This is a genomic window from Micromonospora radicis (assembly GCF_003583405.1).
Taxonomy (GTDB): Bacteria; Actinomycetota; Actinomycetes; order Mycobacteriales; family Micromonosporaceae; genus Micromonospora; species Micromonospora radicis.
In genome coordinates, this window is record NZ_QXEC01000002.1 from 243,812 (window position 1) to 270,080 (window position 26,269).

The 26,269-nt window shown below is 72.7% G+C and carries 17 protein-coding genes and 1 pseudogene; 14 read left to right on the forward strand and 4 right to left on the reverse strand.

Going from position 1 to position 26,269, the window contains the following annotated elements:
• Window positions 1–42 precede the first annotated feature (42 nt).
• The 5 genes from D2L64_RS03780 to ispG all read left to right on the forward strand — a co-directional run bounded on the left by D2L64_RS03780 (window position 43) and on the right by ispG (window position 6,043).
• Window positions 43–1,035 (forward strand): P1 family peptidase, encoded by a 993-nt coding sequence (locus D2L64_RS03780; RefSeq protein WP_119573162.1) that lies wholly within the window; start codon window positions 43–45, stop codon window positions 1,033–1,035.
• A gap of 117 nt (window positions 1,036–1,152) precedes the next feature.
• Window positions 1,153–2,130 carry an arsenic resistance protein gene (locus tag D2L64_RS03785; protein ID WP_119573164.1) on the forward strand — a complete coding sequence of 326 codons (978 nt, stop codon included), beginning with the start codon at window positions 1,153–1,155 and terminating at the stop codon, window positions 2,128–2,130.
• Window positions 2,131–2,399: 269 nt separating this feature from the next.
• Window positions 2,400–3,611: a 1-deoxy-D-xylulose-5-phosphate reductoisomerase gene (dxr, locus tag D2L64_RS03790; RefSeq protein WP_119573455.1), complete on the forward strand. Its 1,212-nt coding sequence runs from the start codon at window positions 2,400–2,402 to the stop codon at window positions 3,609–3,611.
• Entirely contained in the window at window positions 3,611–4,861 is a 1,251-nt protein-coding gene (locus D2L64_RS03795) for a M50 family metallopeptidase (RefSeq protein WP_119573166.1), read from the forward strand. The genes dxr and D2L64_RS03795 overlap by 1 nt, the downstream gene beginning before the upstream one ends.
• A 9-nt stretch (window positions 4,862–4,870) precedes the next feature.
• Window positions 4,871–6,043 carry a flavodoxin-dependent (E)-4-hydroxy-3-methylbut-2-enyl-diphosphate synthase gene (gene ispG / locus D2L64_RS03800; protein ID WP_119573168.1) on the forward strand — a complete coding sequence of 391 codons (1,173 nt, stop codon included), beginning with the start codon at window positions 4,871–4,873 and terminating at the stop codon, window positions 6,041–6,043.
• Between the two features lie 699 nt (window positions 6,044–6,742).
• On the opposite strand, the gene D2L64_RS03810 is transcribed toward ispG, so the two are convergent.
• A complete protein-coding gene (locus D2L64_RS03810) occupies window positions 6,743–7,321 on the reverse strand; it encodes a PadR family transcriptional regulator (RefSeq protein ID WP_119573172.1) in 579 nt (192 codons plus the stop codon).
• 185 nt (window positions 7,322–7,506) lie between these two features.
• Here D2L64_RS03810 and D2L64_RS03815 point away from each other — a divergent pair, with 185 nt between their 5' ends.
• Window positions 7,507–8,346, forward strand: coding sequence for a GNAT family N-acetyltransferase (locus tag D2L64_RS03815; RefSeq protein WP_119573174.1), 840 nt, complete (start codon window positions 7,507–7,509; stop codon window positions 8,344–8,346).
• Between the two features lie 127 nt (window positions 8,347–8,473).
• Entirely contained in the window at window positions 8,474–12,187 is a 3,714-nt protein-coding gene (locus D2L64_RS03820) for an ATP-binding cassette domain-containing protein (protein WP_119573176.1), read from the forward strand.
• 47 nt (window positions 12,188–12,234) lie between these two features.
• Here the strand turns inward: D2L64_RS03820 and D2L64_RS03825 are convergent, their stop codons facing one another.
• From D2L64_RS03825 to D2L64_RS03840, 3 genes are all read right to left on the reverse strand, one after another.
• Complete coding sequence (locus tag D2L64_RS03825) at window positions 12,235–13,302, reverse strand: NADH:flavin oxidoreductase/NADH oxidase (RefSeq protein ID WP_119573178.1); 1,068 nt, start codon at window positions 13,300–13,302, stop codon at window positions 12,235–12,237.
• Between the two features lie 108 nt (window positions 13,303–13,410).
• A complete protein-coding gene (locus D2L64_RS27780) occupies window positions 13,411–14,400 on the reverse strand; it encodes a DUF998 domain-containing protein (protein WP_233558743.1) in 990 nt (329 codons plus the stop codon).
• Window positions 14,393–15,358: a glutathione S-transferase family protein gene (locus D2L64_RS03840; RefSeq protein ID WP_119573180.1), complete on the reverse strand. Its 966-nt coding sequence runs from the start codon at window positions 15,356–15,358 to the stop codon at window positions 14,393–14,395. The genes D2L64_RS27780 and D2L64_RS03840 overlap by 8 nt, the downstream gene beginning before the upstream one ends.
• A 106-nt stretch (window positions 15,359–15,464) precedes the next feature.
• Here D2L64_RS03840 and pcaF point away from each other — a divergent pair, with 106 nt between their 5' ends.
• From pcaF to D2L64_RS03875, 7 genes and pseudogenes are all read left to right on the forward strand, one after another.
• Window positions 15,465–16,667, forward strand: coding sequence for a 3-oxoadipyl-CoA thiolase (gene pcaF, locus D2L64_RS03845; protein ID WP_119573182.1), 1,203 nt, complete (start codon window positions 15,465–15,467; stop codon window positions 16,665–16,667).
• Window positions 16,668–16,840: 173 nt separating this feature from the next.
• The gene (locus tag D2L64_RS03850) at window positions 16,841–19,057 is read left to right on the forward strand and encodes a putative bifunctional diguanylate cyclase/phosphodiesterase (RefSeq protein ID WP_119573184.1); all 2,217 of its coding nucleotides are present in this window, start codon (window positions 16,841–16,843) and stop codon (window positions 19,055–19,057) included.
• 80 nt (window positions 19,058–19,137) lie between these two features.
• Window positions 19,138–19,638 (forward strand): DUF456 domain-containing protein, encoded by a 501-nt coding sequence (locus tag D2L64_RS03855; protein WP_119573457.1) that lies wholly within the window; start codon window positions 19,138–19,140, stop codon window positions 19,636–19,638.
• Between the two features lie 446 nt (window positions 19,639–20,084).
• Complete coding sequence (locus D2L64_RS03860) at window positions 20,085–21,449, forward strand: glutamine synthetase family protein (RefSeq protein WP_119573186.1); 1,365 nt, start codon at window positions 20,085–20,087, stop codon at window positions 21,447–21,449.
• Window positions 21,450–21,451: 2 nt separating this feature from the next.
• A pseudogene (locus D2L64_RS03865) lies at window positions 21,452–21,669 on the forward strand (aldehyde dehydrogenase family protein); the annotation flags it as partial.
• A gap of 2 nt (window positions 21,670–21,671) precedes the next feature.
• Window positions 21,672–22,439 carry a 3-oxoacyl-ACP reductase gene (locus D2L64_RS03870; RefSeq protein ID WP_119573458.1) on the forward strand — a complete coding sequence of 256 codons (768 nt, stop codon included), beginning with the start codon at window positions 21,672–21,674 and terminating at the stop codon, window positions 22,437–22,439.
• A gap of 151 nt (window positions 22,440–22,590) precedes the next feature.
• Window positions 22,591–26,268, forward strand: coding sequence for a SpoIIE family protein phosphatase (locus tag D2L64_RS03875; protein WP_119573188.1), 3,678 nt, complete (start codon window positions 22,591–22,593; stop codon window positions 26,266–26,268).
• Window position 26,269 lies beyond the last annotated feature (1 nt).

The window sequence follows — 26,269 nt, forward strand, 5'->3', positions numbered from 1 at the left end:
CGGGACACGGCACCAGCCCACCGACGGAAGACGGTAAGCCTCATGTCCACGCAGTATCCGGCGCCGCCGCGTACGACGTCGCCCTTCGGCAACGACCATCGGAACCGACCCGCCGTGCTCGGTGCGGCTGGCGACGGGTGGGTCGAGTTCGACCTGCCCGGCGTGGGGATCGGCACCGCCGAGTACCCCGACGGGCCGACCGGTGTCACCGTCCTCAGTGTCCCGCGCGGCGCGCGTACCGCCGTCGACAAGCGCGGTGGTGCGGTCGGGGTCAGCGGCGGGTTCCCGTACCACCACGCGTTGTGTTTCGCCGGCGGGTCGAGCTTCGGCCTCGCCGCCGCCTCCGGCGTGTACGACGAACTGCTCCGCCGCACCGGCTACGCGACCGACTTCGGCAGCCTGCCGGTGGTGTCCGGGGCTGTGGTCTACGACTTCACCCCCCGGGACAACGCCGTCTACCCCGATGCCGCGCTCGGAGCCGACGGGCTGCGCGCGGTACGCGCCGACCGGGTGGCCGTGGGTCGGGTCGGCGCCGCCGTCAGCGCGACCGTCGGCAAGGTCGACAACGCGCGCGCCGAGTGGGGCGGGCAGGGTGCGGCCTTCGCCCGGATCGGCGTGGCCCGGTTGCTGGTGCTGACCGTGGTGAACGCGATGGGTGTGATCGTCGACCGCGACGGTGGCATCGTGCGCGGCAACCTCGACCCGGTGACCGGCCGGCGTCGTCATCCGGCCGACGACTACGCGGAACTGCTCGCGGCGTCCACGGCCGACCTCGCGCCGGCCGGTGGGAACACCACGCTGACCGCGGTGGTCACCAACGTCCGGATGACCGACACCGAACTCGCCCAGTTCGCCACCCAGGTGCACAGCTCCATGCACCGCGCGATCCAGCCGTTCCACACCATCGCCGACGGCGACACCCTGTTCGCCCTGACCACCGACGAGGTGACGGTGCCCGCCCCGTCGCTGCGGCTGGGCACGGTCGCCGCCGAACTTGCCTGGGACGCCGTCCTCAGTGGCGTGCGCGGCACCTGACCACACTCCGCCGATCATGACGGCCCGGGCGGACGGACTAGCGTGGCGGGTCATGGGAACGTCTCCGCGCGACCTGGTCAGGCAGCTCGGTCCGGCACGTACACGGATCGTCGGCTCGTGAGCCGGGATCGGCTCGAACGCCACCAGGTCTGGTGCTACCTCACGGCCGTGGTGCTCGGCCTGACTGTCGGCACGGTCTGGCCGCAGGCCGGGCCCGCCGTCGAGGCGCTGGTCTGGCCGGTGCTGGCGGTGCTGCTGTACGCCACCTTCACCCAACTGCCGTTGATCTCGATCCCGGCCGCGTTCCGGGACCGACGCTTCCTCGCCGCCGCGCTGGTCGGCAACTTCCTGCTCATCCCGGCCGTGGTCTGGGGGCTGGTGCAGTTCACTCCCGCCGACGACGCGCTGCGGCTGGGGCTGCTGCTGGTGCTGCTGGTGCCGTGCACCGACTGGTTCATCACCTTCACCCAACTCGGCCGGGGCGACGCGACCCGGGCGACCGCGTTGACCCCGATCAGCCTGCTGCTGCAACTGGCGCTGCTGCCCGGGTACCTCTGGCTGATGGCCGGCACCGACTTCACCGCCGTCTTCGCCCCCGCCGACGTCTGGCCCGCGCTGCTGGTGCTGCTCGTACCGTTGGGTCTGGCCGTGCTCAGTGAGGTGTGGTTCGCCCGCCGCTCCGACCGGGAGCGGATCCGGGAAGGGCTGGGCTGGTGGCCGGTGCCGCTGCTGTCGGTGGTGATCCTCCTGGTCGCCGCCGCGCACGTGGGTCCGGCCCGCGACGCGCTCGACCTGCTGCCCGTGGTCGTCACGGTCGCGGTCACCTTCCTGGCCGTCAGTCTCCTGCTCGCCAAGCTGCTCGCCACCGTCGGGAAACTGTCCACCGGGCAGGGCCGTACGCTGGCGTTCTCCCTGGGCACCCGGAACTCGTTCATCGTGCTGCCCTTCGCGATCTCGCTGCCCGGCGGCTGGGAGATCGCCGCAGTCGTGGTCGTGATGCAGTCCCTGGTCGAACTCTTCGGCATGATCTTCTACCTCTGGTTCGTCCCCCGAATCCTCTTCCCGCACCGCCCGCCCGATCGGGTGCCAGGTTGACGCGGCACGGGCTGCGGGACCGGCAATTGACGGACCTGCGGTGCGATGGCGTGCGGCGCGGGCTGTGCTGGCCGGGCTGAGCAGATTGTTCCGCTGAGGGGTGAGCGGACCTTCGTTCGATGTGCTGCGGTGGCGCGACGAGCCGTGGACCGCTCAGCTCGCCCCCGACCTGCTGCCTCCTCCGGGTCGGCAAGGGCCCCTTCCGTTGCCGGAGAAGTCAGTAAGGTGCCCTTCCTTGCGCTGCGGCGGCGTGGGGAAGAATGGGCGGCGTGAGTTCCCCCCGTGATCTTGTGCTGCTGGGTTCTACCGGATCGGTCGGCACCCAGGCCATCGACATCGTGCGGCGCAACCCGGACCGGTTCCGGGTGGTGGCGCTCGGCGCCGGTGGCGGCAACGTCGGCCTGCTCGCCGCGCGGGCGCTGGAACTCGGCGTCGAGGCGGTCGGGGTGGCCAAGGCGTCCGCCGCGCAGGACCTCCAGTTGGCGTTCTACGCCGAGGCCAGCCGGCGGGGCTGGGCCTCCGGCGAGTTCAAGCTGCCCAAGATCGTGGCCGGGCCGGACGCGATGACCGAGTTGGCGCAGTGGCCGTGTGACGTCGTACTCAACGGGGTGGTGGGGTCGCTCGGACTCGCGCCGACCCTGGCGGCGCTGCGCGCCGGGCGCACCCTCGCGCTGGCCAACAAGGAGTCGCTCGTGGCCGGCGGCTCGCTGGTCAAGGCCGCGGTGACCCGGCCGGAGCAGATCGTCCCGGTGGACTCGGAACACTCCGCCCTCGCCCAGTGCCTGCGCTCCGGCACCCGGGCCGAGGTGCGCCGGCTGATCGTCACCGCCAGCGGCGGGCCGTTCCGGGGGCGGCGGCGCGACGAGTTGACCTCGGTCACGCCGGAGCAGGCGTTGGCCCACCCGACCTGGAACATGGGGCCGGTGGTGACGATCAACTCGGCGACCATGGTGAACAAGGCGCTGGAGGTGATCGAGGCGCACGAGCTGTTCGACGTGCCGTACGCCGACATCACCGTGATGGTGCATCCGCAGTCGGTGATCCACTCGATGGTGGAGTTCGTCGACGGTTCCACGATCGCCCAGGCCAGCCCGCCGGACATGCGGCTGCCGATCGCCCTCGGTCTCGGCTGGCCGGACCGGGTGCCGGACGCCGCCGCCGCCGTCGACTGGACGACCAGTCACACCTGGGAGTTCGCGCCACTGGACGACGCGGCGTTTCCGGCGGTGGCGCTGGCCAAGGCGGCCGGTGCGGCGGGGCGCTGCCGGCCCGCGATCTACAACGCGGCCAACGAGGAATGCGTCGCCGCGTTCGTCGCCGGACGACTGCCGTTCCTCGGCATCGTCGACACGCTACAGCGGGTGTTGGAGGAGGCTCCCGATTTCGGTGAACCGGGTACCGTCGAGGACGTACTCGACGCCGAGTCGTGGGCCCGCGCGCACGCGCAGGAGATCATCGCTGCTGCGGTGGAAGGAGCTTGATGTCGTTCGCGTTCGGGGTGGCGCTGTTCGCCCTCGGCATCCTCATCTCGGTGAGCCTGCACGAGGCGGGCCACATGCTCACCGCCAAGGCCTTCGGCATGAAGGTCACCCGCTACTTCGTCGGCTTCGGCCCGACCATCTTCTCGTTCAGGCGGGGCGAGACCGAGTACGGCCTCAAGGGCATCCCGCTCGGCGGCTTCTGCAAGATCGTCGGGATGACGCCGCAGGACGACGACGTCGAGCCCGGTGACGAGAAGCGCGCCATGTGGCGCTACCCGGTGTGGAAGCGGACCATCGTGATGTCCGCCGGTTCGATCACCCACTTCGGGTTGGCCATCTTCGCGGCCTGGCTGGCGGCGATGACCTTCGGCCTGCCCAACCCCGACTTCCCGCGCAACGAGGAGCAGATCCGCGCCGAGCCCGCAGTGGTCGCCATCCAGGACTGCGTCCTGCCGGACACCACCTACCGGGAGTGCGCCACCGGTGACGCGCCGAGCCCCGCCGGGGCCGGCGGGCTGCGCAACGGCGACCGGATCACCTCGATCAACGGCACCCCGATCAACAACTACGGCGAGCTGCTGACCACGCTGCGGGCCACCACCCCCGGCAGCACCGCCACCATCGGGTACGAGCGCGACGGCCAGCCCGCCACCACCGAGACCACGTTGGCCACCACCAAGCGTCCGCCGATCGACAACCCCGACGGCCCGGTCACCGAGGTCTCCGCGCTCGGCGTGGGCCTGGTCCTCTCCACCCCCGGCCTGGTCAGCTACGGTCCGGTCGAGGCGGTCGGCGCGACCAGCACCTTCATCGGTGACATGGCGGTGGCCACCGCCCAGGCGTTGCAGCGGCTGCCGGAGAAGATCCCGGCACTGTGGCGGGCCATCACCGGCGGCGAACGGGACATCGACACCCCGATCAGCGTGGTCGGCGCCAGCGTCCTCGGCGGTGAGGCGGTCGCCAACAACGCCTGGGAAATCTTCATCATGCTGTTCATCTCGCTGAACTTCTTCATCGGGGTGTTCAACCTGCTGCCGCTGCTGCCGCTGGACGGCGGGCACATCGCCATCGCCTGGTTCGAACGGGCCCGCTCCTGGGTGTACGCCCGGCTGCGCCGGCCCGACCCGGGACGTGTCGACTACTTCAAGCTGATGCCCTTCACGTACGTGGTGATCCTGATCGGTGGTGTCTTCACGCTGCTCACGATCACCGCGGACGTCGTCAACCCGATCACCCTCTTCCCAAGGTGAGTGCCTGAAGTGACCGCTGTCAGCCTCGGTATGCCCGCCGTACCGCCGCCGCCGCTGGCCCCCCGCCGGGCGAGCCGCCAGATCATGGTCGGTTCGGTGCCGGTCGGTGGTGGCGCCCCGGTCTCCGTACAGTCGATGACCACCACCCTCACCGCCGACGTCAACGCCACCCTCCAGCAGATCGCCGAGCTGACCGCCTCCGGCTGCCAGATCGTCCGGGTGGCGGTGCCCAGCCAGGACGACGTGGAGGCGCTGCCGGCGATCGCCCGCAAGTCGCAGATCCCGGTGATCGCCGACATCCACTTCCAGCCCAAGTATGTCTTCGCCGCGATCGACGCCGGCTGCGCGGCGGTCCGGGTCAACCCGGGCAACATCCGTCAGTTCGACGACAAGGTGGCGGAGATCGCCCGGGCCGCCGCGGACGCGGGTACCCCGATCCGGATCGGGGTCAACGCCGGTTCCCTGGACAAGCGGCTGCTGACGAAGTACGGCAAGGCCACCGCCGAGGCGCTTGTCGAGTCGGCGCTGTGGGAGTGCTCGCTGTTCGAGGAGCACGGCTTCCGGGACATCAAGATCTCGGTCAAGCACAACGACCCGGTGGTCATGATCCGGGCGTACCGGCAGCTCGCCGAGCAGTGCGACTACCCGCTGCACCTGGGCGTGACCGAGGCTGGCCCGGCCTTCCAGGGCACCATCAAGTCGGCAGTCGCCTTCGGGGCGCTGCTCGCCGAGGGGATCGGGGACACCATCCGGGTGTCGCTCTCCGCTCCGCCGGTCGAGGAGATCAAGGTCGGCGCCCAGATCCTGGAGTCCCTCGGCCTACGTGAACGCGGCCTGGAGATCGTCTCCTGCCCGTCCTGCGGCCGGGCCCAGGTGGACGTCTACAAGCTCGCCGAGGAGGTCACCGCCGGCCTGGAAGGGCTGCCGGTGCCGCTGCGGGTGGCCGTGATGGGTTGCGTGGTGAACGGACCGGGCGAGGCGCGCGAGGCCGACCTGGGCGTCGCCTCCGGCAACGGCAAGGGACAGATCTTCGTCAAGGGTCAGGTCATCAAGACCGTGCCCGAGGGGCAGATCGTGGAGACCCTCATCGAAGAGGCGCTGCGGCTGGCCGACGAGATGGGCGCCGAACTCCCCGAGGAACTGCGCGACCTACTCCCCGGCCCCACCGTCACCATCCACTGACCCGCCCACCCACACGCTCCGCCGTCACGTGCCACCCGCTCTGTCGAGCGTGTGCGACCAGCGCCGTCCCACGTGCCGCCCGCCTCGTTGAACGTGCGCCACCAGCTCCGCCGTCACGTGCCACCAGCTCCGCCGTCACGTGGCACCCGCTCTGTTGAGCGTGTGCCACCAGTTCCGCCCTCACGTGCCACCCGCTCTGTTGAGCGTGTGCCACCAGCGCCGCCGTACGCATACCGCCAGCCCTGTCGATCATGAGTGTTGGCGGTCGAAGCGCCCTGCTCTCACCATGGGGCTGGTGACCAACCTGCTCAACCCGAAGATCGCCATCCTTTGTGGGCGTTTGTGGGGGCGCGGGCCGCCAACGTGGAGCGGGTTGCCGGCGGGCGCCGCACATCCATGATCGACAAGGCGGGTGGGCGGGAGGCCACCCCCGGTGCGGGTCGTGGCGTGGTTGCTCCCGATGTTGTTCGACGTGTGTCTGGTGATGTCCATGGTCACGCTCGATCCGGGATCGAGCGTGATCCTGTATCGGGGGGCGGTGTCTCGGCACCGCCGTGGGGTCGGGCGACTGGGGTCGGTCGGGCGACTGGGGTCGGTCGGGGCGACTGGGGCGGTCGGCTGATTGCGGTCGGTCGGCTGATGCGGGCGGCCGGTTGAGGGCGGCCGGTTGAGGGGCGGCCGCCCGCACTGCCGGCGGGCTCACTCGGATTCGGCGAGGATGGCGTACAGCTTGCGGCGGGTCTCGTCGAGCACCTGGGCGGCGCGTTCCCGCTGGTCGTCGGTGCCGGTCAGCATGACCTGCCGCAGCGCGTGCATCGCCTGCGCGCCCGCGTTGCGGATGTCGTGCCAACTGTTGATGGTGTCCTCGGCCACCTCGGCCCACGGGGGTGTCTGCGCCGCCGTCTCGGCCTCGGCGCGTCCCTGCTCGGTGAGGGTGAACCGCTTCCGTCCGCCGCCTGACTCCGCGGTGGCGACGACCACGCCCTCGTCCTCCAGTAGCTGGAGGGTGGGGTAGATCGATCCGGGGCTGGGGCGCCAGGCCCCGCCGGTGCGGGAGTCGATCTCCTGGATCATCTCGTAGCCGTGCATCGGCCGCTCGGTGAGCAGGGCGAGCACCGCGTTGCGGACGTTGGGTCGGCGCCCCCGGCCGCGCCCTCGGCCGCCCCGGCCGTGGCCTTCGCCGCCGTGTGGGAAGTGCGGGAAGGGTGGTCCGGCGGGGAAGCCGAAGCCGCGCATCCGGGCCTCGTGCAGGAGGTGCCCACGTCGATGGAACTTCATCTGATGTCCTTTCCTGGACTGTCGCTGATGCATCAACGATATATCGCCAATGCAACGCCGACAACTCTCGGGCAGGCGGTGGTCTGGGTGGTTCGTACTGGTCCCTGCCCGGATGGGCGGCCGGGCGTCGGGCCACGGTTACCGTCCGCCAACACGAGTAGGACGGATCTGGCAGGCTGGTAGCCGTGCTGACGGCGCCGGTGCGGCAACTGGGGGAGTCGGAACGTCGCGCGGTCGAGCGGCTGCTCGACCTCGATCCGTACGCGAGCGCGCAGGTCGCGGAGCGGGTCGCCGCGCGCGGGCTGGCGTGGTGGCGGGCCGAGGGTCGGGTGCTCGGGTACGGCTCCCGGCGCAACCTCGAATCGGTGTGCTGGCTGGGCGGCAACCTGACCCCGGTGCTGGCCGGTCGGCAGGCGGTCGCCGCCTTCGCCGACCTGCTCGCCGGCGAGGAACGGCTCTGCTCCTCGATCGTGGGGCGGGCCGATGCGGTGCTGGAGTTGTGGGACCGCCTCTCCGACACCTGGGGACCGGCCCGGGACGTACGCCCGAACCAGCCGTTGCTGGCCACCGACGCGTTGCCCGAGGTCGCCGCCGACCCGGAGGTGCGGCGGGTCCGTGGCGGTGAACTCGACCTGCTCTTCCCGGCCGCGGTGGCGATGTACACCGAGGAGGTCGGGGTCTCGCCGCTGGCCGAGGACGGGGGGCGCGGGTACCGGCGCCGGGTCACCGACATGATCCGCTCCGGCCGGGCGTACGCCCGGTTCGTCGATGGTCGGGTGGTGTTCAAGGCCGAACTGGCGGTCGTCACCCGGCGCACGGCGCAGGTGCAGGGGGTCTGGGTGGCGCCCGAGTGGCGTGGCCGGGGGATCGCCACCGCGGCCATGGCGGCGGTGGTACGCGACGCGCTCACCCGTGTCGCCCCGACGGTCAGCCTCTACGTCAACGACTTCAACCGGCCCGCCCGGCGGGTCTACCAGCGCTGCGGCTTCCGCCCGGTCGGTACGTTGGCCACCGTCCTCTTCTGAGCCGCAGCTCAGGGACGGTGCGCTGGCGGTTTCCGCCGCGTGTGCCGGCTCACCTGAAAATGCGTTGAGCCGGCCGGCTCGGCCCAGCAGGCTGGAACCTCCGCCACCAAACCGGAGGAACCGACCCATGCGCCTGCTTCGTGATCTGTGGGTCACCTCGCCTCGCCGGATGACCCTGGTGGTCGTCCTGATCATGGTCGGTGGCATCGGACAGGCGGCGACCGCGGCGCTGGCCGGGCCGGTGCTGGTCTCGCGGTCGGTCGGGTTCTTCGCGCTGCTGTCGGTGGCCCTGGTGGCCGCCGTGCTCAGCGACCTGGTGATCAGCCTGGTGATGGCCGGTGTGACCGCCGACTGGTCCGCCGACCTACGCCGACGGTTGTGCCGGGTGGCGATGGGCCAGCCCGTACCGGCCCTGGAGACCACCCCCGTCGGCGAGATGCTCGACCGCATCGACGGCGACGTCTACGACGTGGCCTCCGGGGTACGCGGTCCGGGCACCCGGCTGGCGCAGGCACTGGCCGTGGGTCTGCTGTCCACCCTCGTCGGCCTCACCGTCTGGTGGCCGGCCGGGCTGGGCATGCTGTTGGTGGTCGTCCTGCTCGCGGTCACCCTGCGCCGACCCGCCGGGCGGATCGCCCCGGCCCGGATGAAGGAGGAGGCGGCCTGGTCGGACCTGGCGGCGGTGATGGAGGAGTCCATCCACGGCCAGGACGACGTACGCACCAGCCTGGCCCGGCCGTACGTGTTGCGGCTGTACGCCCGCCGCGCGGCCGAGGTGCTCCGCCGCGGGTTGCGGGTCTGGCGGATGTCGGCGCAGGTCAACACCATCGCGGCCGGGGTGACCCGGGTCGGCATCGCGCTGGTGGTGCTCGGCGGGGTGTGGGCGCTGAGCACCGGTCGCGTCGACGCCGCCCGGCTGACCGCGATCTGGCTGCTCGCCCTCTCGCTGGGCATGACCGTCGAACACGTCAGCCGGATGGTGCCCGAGGTGCAGTACGCCCTCGGCGCCTGGGGTCGGGTGCAGCTGCTGCAGAACTCCCCGCAGGAACCGGTCGGCGGCGACGCACCGGTCGACGGGGATCTCGTCATCCGCGACCTGACCTTCCACTACCCGGCCGGCGGATCCGACGCCGACCGCGGTGCCGCGCTGCGCGGGGTCGACCTCACCTTCACCCGGGGCCGCTCGTACGCCCTGGTGGGCCGGACCGGTTCGGGCAAGTCGACGCTGGCCAAGGTGCTCACCCGGGCCGTCGACGTACCGCCCGGCACGGTGCTGCTCGGTGGCCGCGACGTGTTGGAACTGGACGTCGAGCAGCTACGCCGGTGGGTCGCGGTGGTGCCGCAGCGTACCGAGATCCTCGCCGGCACCCTCGCCGAGAACGTGGCGCTGTTCGACCCCGCCCTGCTCACCGCCGCCCGCGACGCCCTGCACGAGCTGGGTCTGGCCGGCTGGATCGCCGAACTGCCGGCCGGGCTGGACACCCGCCTCGGCGAGGGCGGGCACGTGCTCTCCGCCGGGCAGGAACAGTTGGTCGCCTTCGCCCGCATCCTGGTCCGCGACCCGCACGTGGTGATCCTCGACGAGGCCACCGCCCGGCTCGACCCGGTCACCGAGACCCGGGTACAGCAGGCCACCGAGCGGCTGCTCCGGGACCGGATCGGCATCGTCATCGCGCACCGGCTGTCGTCGGTGCGTCAGTGCGACGAGGTGGTGGTGCTGGCCGACGGCGCGGTGGTCGAGGCCGCCCCGCTGGCCCGGTCCCGTCGCTTCGCCGAACTGCTCGCGGCCAGCCACTCAGGTGCGTACGGCGACGGTGACCTGCTGGCCGCGCCGGATGCCGACTGGGACTCCGCCGAACCGGCCCTGGTCGGCGCCGCGTCCGCGGGCGGGGTCGCCTCGGTGGGCGGCGCCGGTGTGGCCAGCCGCGAGGGGCATCGGCCGTCAGCTTCGCCGACCGAGGGGGACCGCACCACCGCGCTCGCGGCCGACGACCCGCCCGGCCCGCAGGTCGCCGACCCGCCCGGCCCGCTGGCGATCGCCGACCCGTCCGGCCCGCCGGGCGCCGTCGACCAGCCCGGTCCGCCGGCGGGGGCCGAGCGACCGGGCCCGTTGGCGGTCGGTGACCAGCCCGGCACGTTGGCCGGCGTCGAACGCCGGCCGGCCCCGTTGCTGCGTACGCTGCGGGAGATCTTCCGGCTCTGCCTGAACGACCCCCGCTACGGCGCGGCGGCGGTCGGGATCTTCGGGGTGCTGGCCGTGTTCGGCCTGGACGGGCCGGTACTGGCCTGGCTCTGGGCCGACGTGGTCGACGGCACCGGTGACCCCTGGTTGCCGGCGCTGGGCATCGCGGCCGGACTGATCCTCGCCATTCCCGCGCACTACTGGACCCACCTGTGGTTCCCGGCCTGGTGGGTGCGGCAGATGCTGCGGATCAGCGCCCGCCTGGTGTACGGCCAGACCGGCCCGCGCCGGGTCAGCCGGCACACCCCGGCGGAGGTGGTGGCCCAGGGCGGCGACACCGAGCGGGTGGTGCAACTCGCCGACAACGTGCTCGACCAGGCGGTCGGCCTGATTCTGCTGGTGGTGATGACCCTGGTCACCGGCAGCGTGGTGCCCGGACTGTTCTTCCTCGGCACGATGGTGCTCTCCGGGCTGGCCGCGACGGCGTTCGGGCCCCGGCTGGAGCGGGCGGCGCGGGACACCGTGACCGCGCGGGCGGCGTTCGCCACCGCGTTGGTCTCCACGCTCTCGGCCGCCCGGACGGTGAAGCTCGCCGGGGCCACCCGGCCGGTGCTGCGCCACCTCGCCGAACTCGACACGGTACGCAGCGAGCGGCAGCGCCGGGAGATCGCCGTGCAGGTGTGGGCCCGGTCCACGCCCGCGCTGGCCAGCGGGCTGCTGCCGATCGCGGTCTGGGCACTGTTCCTCAACGGCACGATCACCGCCGCGGCGGCGCTGGTCGCGGTCGCCACGCTGGGCGCGGCCCGCTGGTTCGCCTGGACCACGGCGTCGCTGATCTCGCAGGTCCCCTCGGCGCGGGTGTGGACCCGGCGGACGGCGGAGATGACCGGGATCGAGGCGTACTCGGCGCGGGTGCCCGGTGTCGACCTCGCCGCCGGGACGGCACCCGCCCCGCCGGTGGCCCCGCGCACCCCGTTGCGCCGGCTGGAACTGGTCGGCTTCGGCGTCCGGCACACCGACGGCACCGTCGCGGTACGCGACGTCGACCTGACCGTGGAACGCGGGCAGCTGGTCCTGGTCCTCGGCCCGGTCGGATCGGGCAAGTCGTCGCTGCTGCGCGCCCTGGCCGGGATCGCGCCGCACACCGGGCAGTTGACCTGGAACGGCGAACCGGTCACCGATCCGGAACTGTTCCTGCGTCCCAACCAGGTCGGCTACGTGGGCCAGCTGCCCAGGGTGCTTTCCGGCACGGTCGCCGACAACATCACCCTCGGCCATCCGGTGGACGCCGGCCACGCGGTGACCACGGCCCAGTTGGAACACGACCTGGCCGCCACCGGCAGCGGCCTCGGGCTGCTCATCGGGCACAAGGGCACCCGGCTCTCCGGCGGGCAACTACAGCGCCTGGCGCTGGCCCGGGCATTGGCACCGCGTACCGAACTGCTGGTGGCCGACGACGTCTCCTCCGCGCTGGACGTCACCACCGAGCTGGCCCTGTGGCAGGCGCTGCGCGACCGTGGGGTCACCGTGGTGGGCTCCACCTCGAAACGCGCCGCGCTGGTCCGCGCCGACCACGTGGTGGTGCTCACCGGCGGCGTGGTGCAGGCCCAGGGGCCGTGGCGCGACCTGGAGCAGCGTTGGGGGCATCTGGCGGGTTGAGCCGGTCCGGCCTCCCGGGTCGCTGCCGGGAAGCCGGACCGGGGCGTTCAGACCGCCCGCAGGTACGGCTCGGGCCAACTGGCGTCGGCACCGAGCTTGGCTGCGGCCTGGTGCGGCCAGTACGGGTTGCGCAGCAGCTCCCGGCCGAGCAACACCAGGTCGGCCTCGCCGTCGGCGACGATCGCCTCGGCCTGCTCCGGCTCGACGATCAGACCGACCGCCCCGGTGGGCACCCGCGCCTCCCGGCGGACCCGGGCGGCCAGTGGTACCTGGTACCCAGGTTCGACCGGGATGCGGGCGGTCGGGGACGCGCCCCCGGACGAGCAGTCGACCAGGTCCACCCCGGCGGCGGCCAACTCGCTGGCGAGCACCACGCTGTCCTCGACCGACCAGCCGCCGTCCACCCAGTCCGTCGCCGAGATGCGGGCCAGCACCGGCACCTGCTCGCCGACCGTGGCGCGGACCGCGCGGGCGACCGCCAACGGCAGCCGCATCCGCCCGGCCCGGTCCCCGCCCCAGCCGTCGGTGCGTCGGTTCGTCAACGGGGACAGGAACTCGTGCAGCAGGTACCCGTGCGCGGCGTGGATCTCCACTGCGGCGAACCCGGCGGCCACCGCCCGGCCGGCGGCCACCGCGAACCCCTCCACGACGGCCGCGATGCCGGCCTCGTCCAGCGCCGTCGGCACCCGGTACTCCGGCACGAACGGCGCGCCGGTCGGCCCGACCGGCACCCAGCCACCCTCGGTGTCGGGCACGCCGCCCCGGCGCGGATCCCACGGCCGGTACGTCGAGGCCTTGAACCCGGCGTGCGCGAGCTGCACGACGGGCACCGCGTCGTGCGCGGCCAGGAACCGGGTCACCGGGCGCCAGGCGTCGACGTGCCGGTCGGACCACAGCCCGGTGTCCTGCGGGCTGATCCGACCCTCCGGCACCACCGCGGTCGCCTCGGTCATCACCAGCCCGGCGCCGCCGATCGCGCGGGCGCCCAGGTGCACCAGGTGCCAGTCGGTGGGCAGCCCGTCGGGCCCGGCACTGTACTGACACATCGGCGCCAGCGCGATCCGGTTGGGCAGGGTCACCGCCCGCAACGTCAAAGGCGAGAACAACACACTCATCCCCCCATCCTCCCCACCCCACCCCCGCCCACCCCACCCCACCCCCGCACGCCCACCCTCACCCCCACCCCCACCCCGTTGATCATGAGGTTGGCGGCGGTTTGAAGATCAATGATTGCCGTCAACCTCATGATCAAGGCGCGGGTCGGGTGGGGGTGGGTGGGGTGGGTGGGGTGGGTGGGGGCGGGGGGTGGGGGTGAGGGTGAGGGTGGTGGTCAGGGCCCAGGAGACGGCGACTGCCAGGAGCAGCCGCTCCAGTAGGCCGACCAGCGTGCTGCGGCCGATCAGCAGCATGGCCAGGCCCACCGCGCCGGCCAGTGGCAGTGCGACCGTGGCCGCGATCGCCGCGATCCGGCGCAGTACCCGGTCGACGGTCCGGCACAGGGCGATCGCGATCATGGTTAAGACCACCGCCGCCGTCGCGGCGATGCTCGCCGCGCCGTGCACCAGGTCCGCCACCGTGGCCCGCTCGAACGGCGGCAGCGGGCAGCCGGCACTGCACGTCACCGCACCGGAAAGCGTGGTGGCCAGCGCGGCTGCGACGAGCAGTGGCACCACGACCCGCCACGCCTGGCCGCTCCACCAGGCAACACCTGCGCCCCTCCGGCCCCGGTCGACGCGGTCCGACCCCCCGACCGGACCGTCGGCCCGGGGCAGGCGCCGCTGGGCCGGTGGCACGCTGACCTTGCCGACCCCCGGCGGCGGAGGGGTGCCGGAATCCGGCGGTGTGGGGGTGCCGGAATCCGGCGGTGTGGGAGTGTCGGCCCGCGGGGCGGTCCGTAGCGCGACGGCTAGCAGCAGCAACGCGGCGGCCAGCGCGAAGACGCCGATCCGGTACGTCCAGGCGTACCCGCTGTCGGCGACGCCGGCCTCGCTGACGTACCCGGTCAGGCCCGGACCGGGGCCGGCGACCACCGCGAGCGTCACCAGGGCCGTACCGGCGAGCACACCGACCGCCGCGCCGGCCGCGGCGACCCGCGCGACGCCGCGACGTCGGCCACCGCCCGAGCCGTCCGCCGAGCCGTCCGCCGAGCCGTCCGCCGAGCCGTCTGCCGAGCCGTCTGCCGAGCCGTCCGGCTGGCCGCGTGGTTCAGCCACGCCCGTGCGGCGTCGTCCAGCCGTGCAGGTCCGGGCCGAGCGGTACGACGCCGGTCGGGTTGATCTCGTGGTGGGTGGCGTAGTAGTGCCGCTTGATGTGGTCGAAGTCGACCGTCTCGCCGAACCCGGGGGTCTGGAACAGATCCCGGGCGTACGCCCACAGCACCGGCATCTCGGTGAGTTTCTGTCGGTTGCACTTGAAGTGCCCGTGGTACGCCACGTCGAAGCGGACCAGCGTGGTGAACAGCCGCACGTCCGCCTCGGTGATCGCGTCGCCCATCAGGTAGCGGCGGTTGGTCAACCGCTGCGACAGTACGTCCAGCCGGGCGAACAGGGCGCGGTACGCCTCGTCGTACGCGGACTGGGAGGTCGCGAAGCCGCACCGGTACACGCCGTTGTTGACGTCGCGGTGGATCTCGGCCATCAGCTGGTCCAACTCCGGCCGCAGCTCGACCGGGTACAGATCCGGCGCGTCCGGACCGTGCAGCCGCCGCCACTCGGTGGACAGGTCCAGGGTGAGCTGCGGATAGTCGTTGGTGACCACCCGGCCGGTGACGGTGTCCACCAGCGCGGGCACGGTGACCCGGCCGGTGTAGTCGGGGTCGGTGGCCAGGTACGCCTCGGACAGGAAGCCGATGCCCAGCACCGGGTCGAAGCCGTCCTCGTCGAGGGTGAACCGCCAGCCGCGATCGTCCCGGATCGGGTCGACGGTGCCCAGCGAGATGGCGTCCCGCAGCCCCAGCACGTTGCGCACGATCAGCGCCCGGTGTGCCCACGGGCAGGCCCGGCACCAGATCAGCCGGTACCGGCCCGGCTCCAACGGCCAGCGGTCCGCCTCGTCGGGTCCGCCTCCGGGCGGCGAGGTGGAGTGCGGGGTGACCCGCCCGGTGAACCGGTTGGGTTGGCGGACGAACGCGCCGCCTTCGCTGGTCTCCGCGCTGAACTGGGCTCCTGCCATGCCGACAACCTATCGCCGATGCGCCGGCGATATCCTGGCCGCCGGACGTCCCCGTGGACCCGGTGGACGCCGACGCCCCGACCTTCCCACCCCCGAAGGACTCGCGATGACCGTGGCATATCTGGTGGCCGGTGTCCGCACCCCGATCGGCCGGTACGCCGGCGCGCTCTCCGGCGTACGACCCGACGACCTGGCCGCACACGTCATCCGCGAGCTGGTCGCCCGGCATCCGTCGGTGGACTGGTCGCGCACCGACGACGTCGTGTTCGGCTGCGCCAACCAGGCCGGTGAGGACAACCGGAACGTGGCCCGGATGGCGGCGCTGCTGGGTGGGCTGCCCGAGCAGGTCTCCGGCAGTACGGTGAACCGGCTCTGCGGCTCGGGCCTGGACGCGTTGGCCAGCGCCGCCCGCGCGATCGTCGCCGGTGAGGCCGACCTGGTCGTGGCCGGCGGGGTGGAGAGCATGAGCCGGGCGCCGTTCGTCATGCCGAAGGCCACCACCGCCTTCTCCCGGACCGCCGAGACGTACGACACCACGATCGGCTGGCGGCTGGTCAACCCGCTGATGGAGCGGGGCTGGGGGATCGACTCGATGCCGGAGACGGCGGAGAACGTCGCCGTCGAGTTCGGCGTCGACCGGCTTACCCAGGACGAGTTCGCGTACCGCTCGCAGTTGCGCGCGGCGAAGGCCCAGGCCGACGGCCGACTGGGCGAGGAGATCGTGCCGGTGACCGTCCCGGCCGGTCGGCGTGAGACGCGCCTGGTGGAGGTCGACGAGCACCCCCGGCAGACGTCGCTGGAGAAACTCGGCGCGCTGCCCACCCCGTTCCGGGCCGGTGGCACGGTCACCGCCGGCAACTCCTCCGGTGTCAACGACGGCGCGGTGGCGCTGCTGGTCGCCTCGGAGCGGGCGGTGGCCGCGTACGGTCTGACCCCGCTGGCCCGGGTCGTCGGCACGGCGACGGCCGGTGTGCCGCCGCGGATCATGGGCATCGGGCCGGTGCCGGCGACCCGGCGCCTGCTGGAACGGTACGGGCTGGCCGTGGCCGACATCGACGTGGTCGAGCTGAACGAGGCGTTCGCCGCGCAGTCCGTGGCGGTCCTGCGGGAACTGGGGCTGCCCGAGGACGCCGAACACGTCAACCCGAACGGCGGGGCCATCGCGTTGGGGCATCCCCTCGGTGCCAGTGGCGCCCGGCTCGCCCTGACCGCCGCGTTGGAGCTGCGTCGTCGTGGTGGGCGGCGGGCCCTGGCCACCATGTGCGTCGGCGTCGGGCAAGGCATCTCGCTGCTGCTGGAGACCGCCTGACCGGTGGCGCTTCGGCCGCGCTCCCCCAGTCATCGGTGGCGAAGGAGTGCCGCAGCGCGCCGGCCGCGGTGACCAGGAAAGACCGCGGTGGATCTCCCCTGGGGATGCCGGCCGGGCCTAGAGTGGGCGATATCCCATGACCTGTGGTGACGAGTTGGGGGGTGCGCTGACCGATGTCCGACGTCGGCGCCCCGGACGGGTCCGCGACAGACGCGCTCGCGTCCGCGACAGGACCGGGCGGCTCCGGGACAGCCGCGGGCGGGCCCGCCACAGACCCCGATGGTGCCCGCCGGTACGCGGTCGAGTGGGCCCGGGCCGTACGCCGGCTCGGGTTCGTGCCGCTCAGCGGCGCCGAGACGGAACGGCTGCTGCTGGCGCACACCCTCCGGCTGGCCCAGGTCGTGCTCTCCACCGAGCCGGTGCGTCCGGTGGCGGAGGAGGTCGGTCGGGCGCTGGTCGAGGCGCACCTGACCGAGCCGGGGGTGCTCGAGTGGTCGGTGCGTACGCTCGCCGAGCGGTTCCCCGCCGAGGTGCTCGGCGGTCGGCCCGGGCTCGACACGCGGATCGCCGCCGCGCAGGGTGGGTTGGCCGCCGGCTTCGCCCGGGCCCTGCGCGACCACACCTTCGCCCAGCAGGAACGGATCGCGCGCTCCGCCTGGCAGGCCCGGGACACCGTGGCGCAGGCGTTGCGGGACAGCGAGGCCCGGTTCCGGGCGGTCTTCCGCGGCGCCGCGACCGGTATCGGCATCGCCGCCGTCGACGGCACGATCATCGACGTGAACCAGTCGTTCGGGGACCTGCTCGGTTACTCGATCGAGGAGTTCCGGCGGATCGACGTCGCGGCGCTGCTGCACCCCGAGGACGCTCCCGAGCTGTCGCGGCGGTACCAGGAACTGGTCGAGGGCAAGTTCGACGCGGCCCGCTTCGAGACCCGGTTCCGGCGCAAGGACGACGGCATCGTCTGGACCGACCTGACGCTCTCGTTGATCCGTCACGACGACGGCCGGCCACGGTTCGCCGTGGCAGTGGCCGAGGACATCACCGAACGGTACGAGCTGCAACGGCGGCTGCGCTTCCAGGCGTTGCACGACCCGCTCACCGGGCTGCCGAACCGCACCCGATTCTTCGAGCGACTGTCCGAACTGCTGGACCCGGCCGACCAGCCGGGCCGGGTCGGGGTCTGCTTCCTCGACCTCGACGGGTTCAAGGCGATCAACGACAGCCTCGGCCACGACCTCGGCGACCGGCTGCTCGTGACCATCGCACGGCGGCTGGCCGAGTGCGTGGCCGAGCAGGGCCACCTGGTGGCCCGGATGGGCGGCGACGAGTTCGTCATCCTGGTCGACGGTGCCGCCGGGGTCGACGACCTGGCCGTCGTGGCGCGGACCGCGCTGGCCGCGGTGTCTGCGCCGCTGCTGCTCGGCGATCGGCAGTTCACCGTCTCGGCCAGCGCCGGCGTCGTCGCCGCGGAACCGGCCGGCACCACCGCCTCGGAGCTGATGAAGGCCGCCGACACCACCCTGTACTGGGCGAAGGCGGAGGGCCGGGGCCGGTACGCGGTCTACGACGCGGAGCGCAGCGCCCGCGACATCGCCCGGTCGGCGTTGGCCGCCGGGCTGCCGGGGGCGTTGGACCGGGACGAGTTCGTGCTGCACTACCAGCCGATCGTGTCGCTGCTCGACGGTCGGATGCTGGCGGTCGAGGCGCTGGTCCGCTGGCAGCACCCGGAGCTGGGGCTGGTCGGCCCGGACCGGTTCATCGGGCTGGCCGAGGAGACCGGGCTGATCGTCCGGCTCGGCGAGTGGGTGCTCCGGCAGGCCTGCCGCGACGCCGCCCGGTGGCATGCGGAGTACCCCGACGCCGGGCTGGTGGTCAGCGTCAACCTGGCCGCCCGGCAGGCCGACGCACCGGAGATCGTGGACACCGTCGCCGAGGCGCTGGCCGGCAGTGGGCTACCGGCGGAGCTGCTGCAACTGGAGCTGACCGAGAGCGCGGTGATGGGCTCCGCGGGGGAGCCGTTGCGCACGCTGTACCGGCTGGCGGCGCTCGGCGTACGGTTGGCCGTCGACGACTTCGGCACCGGGTACTCGAATCTGGCGTACCTGCGTCGGCTGCCGGTCACCTGCCTGAAGCTGGCCGCGCCCTTCGTGGAGGGCATCCGGGGTGACGAGCCGGACGCCGCCGACCACCGCGACGAGCGGATCGTCGACGCCCTGGTGCGGCTGGCGCACGCGCTGGAACTCTGGGTCACCGCCGAGGCGGTGGAGACACCGGCGCAGGCCGAACGGCTGCGGGCGTTGCGTTGCGACTCGGCGCAGGGTCGGCTGTTCGGGCCGCCGGAACCCGTCGAGGCGATCGTGGCCCGGCTGCGTGGCGCCGACCCGTCATGATCAGGCGTACGGATCGGCGTCGCTGATTCCCGCCGCGGCGCTGGGCCGCCTGCTCGACCGACGTGACGATCGGAGTCGACGTGAGCCTGACGGACACCGCAGCGGTGGTGGCGGTGGTCACCGCGCTGGCCATCCTGGCCGGCCTGGCCGGTGTGGTGGTGCCGGGCCTGCCGGCGCTGCCACTGTGCTGGGGCGGGGTGCTGGTGTGGGCGTTGTTCGGTGGGGCCGGTCCCGGCCGCTGGCTGGTGCTCGCGGCCGCCACCCTGGTCGCCCTCGCCGGCACCGTGGTCAAGTACGCCTGGCCGGGCCGGAACCTCCAGCGGGCCGGTGTGCCCGCCACCTCGCTGCTGGCCGGGGCGCTGCTCGGCCTGGTCGGTTTCTTCGTCATCCCGGTCGTCGGGCTGGTCATCGGCTTCGTCGGCGGGATCTTCCTGATGGAACGGCTGCGGCTGGGTGACACCCGGCTGGCCTGGCCGGCGACGAAGCAGGCGGTCGGTGCCGCCGGCCTGTCGATGCTGATCGAGTTCCTCTCCGGGGTGGTGATCGGCGGGCTCTGGGTGGTCGGCCTCGTGGCCACCTGACCACCCGGTGGCCACCTGATCGCCCGGTGGCCACCTGACCGCCCGGTGGCTGCCGGGCCTGGTGGTTGCCGTGTCCGGTGTTGCGACATCCGGTGTTGCGGCGTCCGGTGGTTGCCGCGCCCCGCTGACGAGACAGCCGGCCGGTGGGTTGGGGGACGCCGGGCGGTGCGGGGCGGAGTCAGGGTAGGGCGCGACGCCGTACCCGAGAGAGAGGTGACGTTTCCCCGCACCGCCGCGGCCGCCGGGCCGTTCCGAGGGCCCGGACTGGCCCGTCGCGATCGGGCCTGGTCACAGGCTCAAGGATGCGCCACGCCGAGCCAGCGTGGCAACGCAATTGCGCGCCGGGGCGATGCCGGTTTGTCGGTGGAGGGGAACGGGGTACCAGCGGTGCGGCCCATTGACGGTCGTCGGCCCGGCCGGTAGACCTTGGTGATGGAGGCTCGCGGATGAGAAGAGCGCCGCTCACGCTGGAACAACTGCGGGTCGCCGTGGCCGAGGATGAGATCGACACGGTGGTGCTGGCCCTGGTCGACATGCAGGGCCGGCTGCAGGGCAAGCGGTTCCACGCGCCCTACTTCCTCGACCAGGTGGTCGCGCACGGCAGCGAGGGATGCAACTACCTGCTCGCCGTCGACGTCGACATGAACACCGTCGACGGGTACGCGATGTCGAGCTGGGAACGCGGCTACGGCGACTTCGCGATGAAGCCGGACTTCGACACCCTGCGGCGGGTGCCGTGGCAGCCCGGTACGGCGATGCTCCTGGCCGACCTGGAGTGGCCCGACGGCGCCGGCCCGGTGGCCGCCTCGCCCCGGCAGATCCTGCGCGGCCAGCTGGATCGGCTGGCCGCCCACGGGCTGACCGCGTACGCCGGCACCGAGCTGGAGTTCGTGCTGTTCCGTGACTCGTACGAGCAGGCGTCGCGCCGCGGCTACCGGGAGCTGACCCCGGCCAACCAGTACAACGTGGACTACTCGCTGCTCGGTACCGCCCGGGTGGAGCCGCTGCTGCGCCGCATCCGTAACCAGATGGCCGGCGCCGGGCTCACCCCGGAGAGCGCGAAGGGCGAGTGCAACCTCGGCCAGCACGAGATCGCATTCCGGTACGACGCGGCGGTGGCCTGTGCCGACCACCACGTGATCTACAAGAACGGGGCGAAGGAGATCGCCGCCCAGGAGGGCATGTCGATCACCTTCATGGCCAAGCCCAACGCCCGGGAGGGAAACTCCTGCCACATCCACTTCTCGCTGCGTGACACCTCCGACGGCTCGGCGCTGCTCGGCGACGGGCCGGCGCAGCTGAGTGTCACCGGCCAACGGGTGCTCGCCGGACTGCTGGCCACCATGCGGGAGCTGAGCCTCTTCTTCGCGCCGAACGTCAACTCGTACAAGCGGTACCAGCCGGGCTCGTTCGCCCCGACCGCGCTGCGGTGGGGCACCGACAACCGCACCTGCGCCCTGCGGCTGGTGGGGCATGGTCAGGGGATGCGGGTGGAGAACCGGGTACCGGGCGCCGACGTCAATCCGTACCTGGCGATCGCGGCGCTGGTGGCGGGCGCCGTACACGGCATCGAACAGGAGCTGGACCTGGGCGCGGAGTGCACCGGCAACGCGTACGACGACGAGACGGCGCAACGCGTTCCCGGCACCCTCCGTGACGCCCTCACCCTGTGGCAGTCCTCCGAGGTGGCCCGGGACGCGTTCGGTCCCGAAGTGGTCGCCCACTACGCCAACATGGCCCGCGTCGAGCTGGCCGCCTTCGACGCCGCCGTCACCGACTGGGAACTGACCCGTGGCTTCGAGCGCCTCTGACCGGCCTGTCCGGCTCGATCTGGACGCGGGACGTGGGCCGGCGCTGCGGGTGGCCCGGGCGGTGGAGGCGGGCAACCTGAGCGTCAACTCGCACTCCTCGGTGCGGTACTGGACGCCGTTCGGCGGCATGAAGCGCTCCGGCCTGGGCCGCGAGTTGGGCCCGGACGCCCTGCACGCGTTCACCGACGTCAAGAACGTGTTCATCGGCACGGAGGAGTGAGCATGCAGGCACGGTTGCAGGACCGGGTCGCCGTGGTGACCGGGGCGGGCAGCGGGATCGGGCTGGCAACGGTGCGGCGGTTCGCCGCGGAGGGGGCCCGGGTGGTCTGCGTCGACATCGACGCGGATGCCGGCCAGCGGGCCGCCGACGAGGTGGGCGGCGGTTTCGTCGCCGCCGACGTGGCCGACGAGGCGGCGGTGCGGGCCCTCTTCGACGGGGTGGTGCAGCGGTACGGGCGGGTGGATGTCGCCTTCAACAACGCCGGCATCTCGCCGCCGGACGACGACTCCATCCTGGAGACCGGGTTGGACGCCTGGGAGCGGGTGCTGCGGGTCAACACCACCAGCGTCTACCTCTGCTGCAAGTACGTCATCCCGCACATGCGCCGGCAGGGTCGGGGTTCGATCATCAACACGGCGTCGTTCGTGGCGCTGATGGGCGCGGCCACCTCGCAGATCGCGTACACCGCGAGCAAGGGCGGGGTGCTGGCGCTGACCCGCGAACTGGGGGTGCAGTTCGCCCGGGACGGCATCCGGGTCAACGCGCTCTGCCCCGGCCCGGTGGCCACCCCGCTGCTGCGGGAGTTGTTCGCGAAGGATCCGGAACGGGCCGCCCGCCGGCTGGTGCACGTGCCGATGGGGCGGTTCGGCGAGCCGACCGAGATCGCCGCCGCGGTGGCGTTCCTGGCCAGCGACGACGCCTCGTTCATGACCGCCGCGCAGTTCGTGGTCGACGGCGGGATCACCGGCGCGTACGTCACCCCGCTGTGATCGCACCGGCACCCTTGGTGGTCGCCCTCGGGTGCTTCGGCGGCGCGCAGCGTCCGACCCCGTGAATGCGTTACGTTGCTGGTCCGTCGGGGTAGAAGGCCAGTCACGGCAGGCAAGATCGGAGCGTCGTGGACACGGCCGGGGAGGCTGCATGAACTCGGCCCAGGGGGGTGCGGACGGGGCTCGCCCGTCCCAGGCGGACGGCGGTGTCCCCCCGCTTCTCGCGGCGGCGTTCGCCGGTGGCGGTGAGATGGGTCGGCTGCTGGCCGACCACGACTGGTCGGCCGGCCCGCTCGGCACCCCCGACCGATGGCCCGCCGCGCTGGGCAACGCGATCAGCACGATGCTCGCCTCGAAGGCGCAGATCGCGATGTTCTGGGGTGACGAGCTGCTCGCCTTCTACAACGACGCCTACCGGCCGACCATCGGCGACAAGCATCCCGTCGCCCTCGGCCGGCCCGCCCGGGAGCACTGGGCGGAGACCTGGGAGGTGCTCGGTCCGCTGCTGCACGGCGTACTGCGCAGCGGCGAGTCGTACCAGGCGCAGGACCATCACTTCCTGCTCGACCGGTACGGGTTCGTCGAGGACGTCTACTTCGACGTCTCCTACGACCCGATCCGCGCCGCCGACGGCACGATCAGCGGCGTGCTCTGCATCTGCAGCGAGACCACCGGGCGGGTGCTCGGCGAACGGCGGCTGCGCGCGCTGGCCGAACTCGGCACGGAGCTGGCCGACCCGGGCAGCAGCGAGGAACTCGGGCGGGTCGCCGCCGCCGTACTCGACCGGTACCGGGCGGACGTGCCGTTCGCGCTGCTCTACCTCGACGATGGCGACGGGCACCTGCGCCGGGCCGGCGTCAGCGGCACCGAGGACGGCCCCGTCGAACCGCCCGCCCGGCTGGTCGAGGTGGTGGCGGCCGGGGTCGCCGACCGGGTGGCCACGGCCGAGCTGCTCGGTCGGGTGCCCGCCGACGCCGCCGAGGAGGCGGTGGTGCTGCCGATCAGCGCGACCAACGAGCCGGCCGGTGTGCTGGTGCTGGGCGCGGCCCGCCGACTGCCGCTCACCGACGACTACCGCACCTTCTTCGAGCTGGTCGCCGCGCAGGTCTCCCGCGCGGTCGGCAAACAGCGGGCGTACGAGCAGGAACGGGCGCGGGCCGCTGAGCTGGCCGCCCTGGACCTGGCGAAGACGAACTTCTTCGCCAACGTCAGCCACGAGTTCCGGACCCCGCTGACCCTGGTGCTCGGCCCGCTGGAGGACCTGCTCGCCGACCCCGAACTGCCGACGACGTACATCCACCGGCTCACCACGATGCACCGCAACGCGCTGCGGCTGCTGAAGCTGGTCAACACCGTGCTCGACTTCTCCCGGCTGGAGTCGGGCCGGCTGGCCGCGCGCTACGAGCCGACCGACCTGGCCGACTACACCGCCCGGTTGGCCAGCACCTTCCGCTCGGCCACCGAGCGGGCCGGGCTGCGGCTGGTGGTGGACTGCCCGCCGCTGGCCGAACCGGTCTACGTCGACCGGGACATGTGGGAGAAGATCGTCCTCAACCTGGTCTCCAACGCGGTGAAGTTCACCTTCGAGGGCGAGATCAGGATCCGGGTACGGGCCGTCGGCGGGGCCGCCCGGCTGGAGGTCGCCGACACCGGGGTGGGCATCGTCGCGGCGGAACTGCCGTACGTCTTCGAGCGGTTCCACCGGGTGCCGGGGGCCCGCTCCCGCAGCCACGAGGGCACCGGGATCGGGTTGGCCCTGGTCCGGGAGTTGGTCGAGATGCACGGCGGGCAGGTGGCCGTCGACAGCCAGGTCGACCGGGGCAGCACCTTCGCGGTCACCGTCCCGTTCGGCACCGGGCACCTGCCGGCCGAACGGGTGGCCGAGGCCGCCGGCACCGAACGTGAGCCGCAGCAGGCCGAGTTGTTCGTGGCCGAGACGGTGCGCTGGACCAGCGGCCCGGCGCCGACCGCCGCCCTACCGTCCGCGCCCGGCGGCCCGGCGGCCCGGCCGACCGGACTGGCGGCGGAGGGTCGCATCCTGGTCGTCGACGACAATCCGGACCTGCGGGAACACGTCGCGCGGCTGCTGGCACCGAGCTGGGAGGTGGTGGCGGCCACCGACGGCGTCGACGCCCTGCGGCTGGCCACCGACAACGCCTTCGACCTGGTACTCACCGATGTGATGATGCCCCGGCTGGACGGCTTCGGTCTGGTTGCCGCGTTGCGGGCCGACCCGCGTACCCGCTACGTCCCGATCGTGCTGCTCTCCGCCCGCGCCGGTTCGGCGGAGGAGGTGGCGGGGTTGTCGGTCGGTGCCGACGACTACCTGACCAAGCCCTTCTCCGGGCAGGAGTTGATCGCCCGGGTCCGCGCCAACGTGGAACTCGGTCAGCTGCGCGGCCAGATGATCCGCCGGCTGCGCGCGCTCGCCGACGCCGCCGTCGCGGTGAACACCGCCCGTTCCACGGCCGACGTGCTTCAGGTCGCGGCCCGGCACGCGCTCAGCCTCGCCGAGGCCGTCCGGGTGGTGATCGCCGCCGGTGGGGCCCGGTACGAGGCCGACGGCGGCGGTACCGCCCCGGTCGAGCCCTCCTTCGTGCTGCCACTGACCGGTGTCGCCGGCCGACGGCTCGGCGAGCTGCGGGTGTGGCGGCCCTCCGTCGAGGGGGTCGGCACCGACGAGGCCGCACTGACCCAGCTCGCCCGGCTGGTCGGGGTACGCCTGGAGAACGCCCAGCTCTACGAGGCTGAGCACCGTATCGCCACCACCCTCCAGCACAGCCTGCTGCCGCGTACCCTGCCGCAGCTGCCCGGTGCCGTGGTGGCCAGCCGGTACCTGCCCGGCAGCGCGGACGTCGAGGTCGGCGGCGACTGGTACGACGTGGTCGCCCGCGACGACGACGAACTCGTGCTGGTGATCGGTGACGTGGTCGGCAAGGGCGTACCGGCGGCAGCCGCGATGGGTCAGCTGCGCAACGCGCTGCGCGCGTACGTGCTGGAGGGATTCGGCCCGGGGGAGTCGCTGACCCGGCTCAACCGGCTGGTGGGTTCGACCGAGTCGCGCTCGTTCGCCACGGTCTTCTGTCTCTGGTTCAGCCCCCGCACCGGCCAGTTGCGCTACGCCAGCGCCGGACACCCGTCGCCGTTGCTGATCCGAGGGGACGAGGCGGCCTTCCTGCACTCCCGGGCCCTCGGTCCGCCGGTCGGCGCCATCCCGGGTACCGGGTACGAGACGGTCTCCGGCGAGCTGCGGCCCGGCGACCGTCTGCTGCTCTACACCGACGGGTTGATCGAGGACCGCGAGGTCGCCATCGACGACGCGCTGGCCCAGTTGCAGGCCGACGCCGCGCAGCCCGGTGACCACGTGGCCGATCTGATCGACACCGTCGTCAGGCGGGTCGCCGACCGGCCGCGCCGCGACGACGTGGCGGTGCTGGCGTTGGAGGCGGCCGAGCTGCACCGCTTCGCGCTGCGACTGCCGGCCGACCCGAACCGGCTGAGCGTGCTGCGCAAGCGGCTGGAGGACTTCCTGGTCGCGCACGGGGTGAGCGAGACCGACCTGTTCGACCTCACGGTGGCGGTCTCCGAGGCGGCGGCGAACGCCATCGAGCATCCGGTCGACCCGGTGCGGCCGACGATCGAGGTCGAGGTGACGGTGGAGGACCGGGAGGTGGTGGCGACGGTGCGGGACACCGGCCGGTGGCGGCAGTCGACCGGGTCGGGTTTCCGGGGCCGGGGCCTGTCGCTGATCCGGGCGTTGGGGGAGTTGTCGGTCAGCCGGACCAAGGACGGGACGCAGGTCACCCTGCGCCGGCAGCTGACCGGTTGAG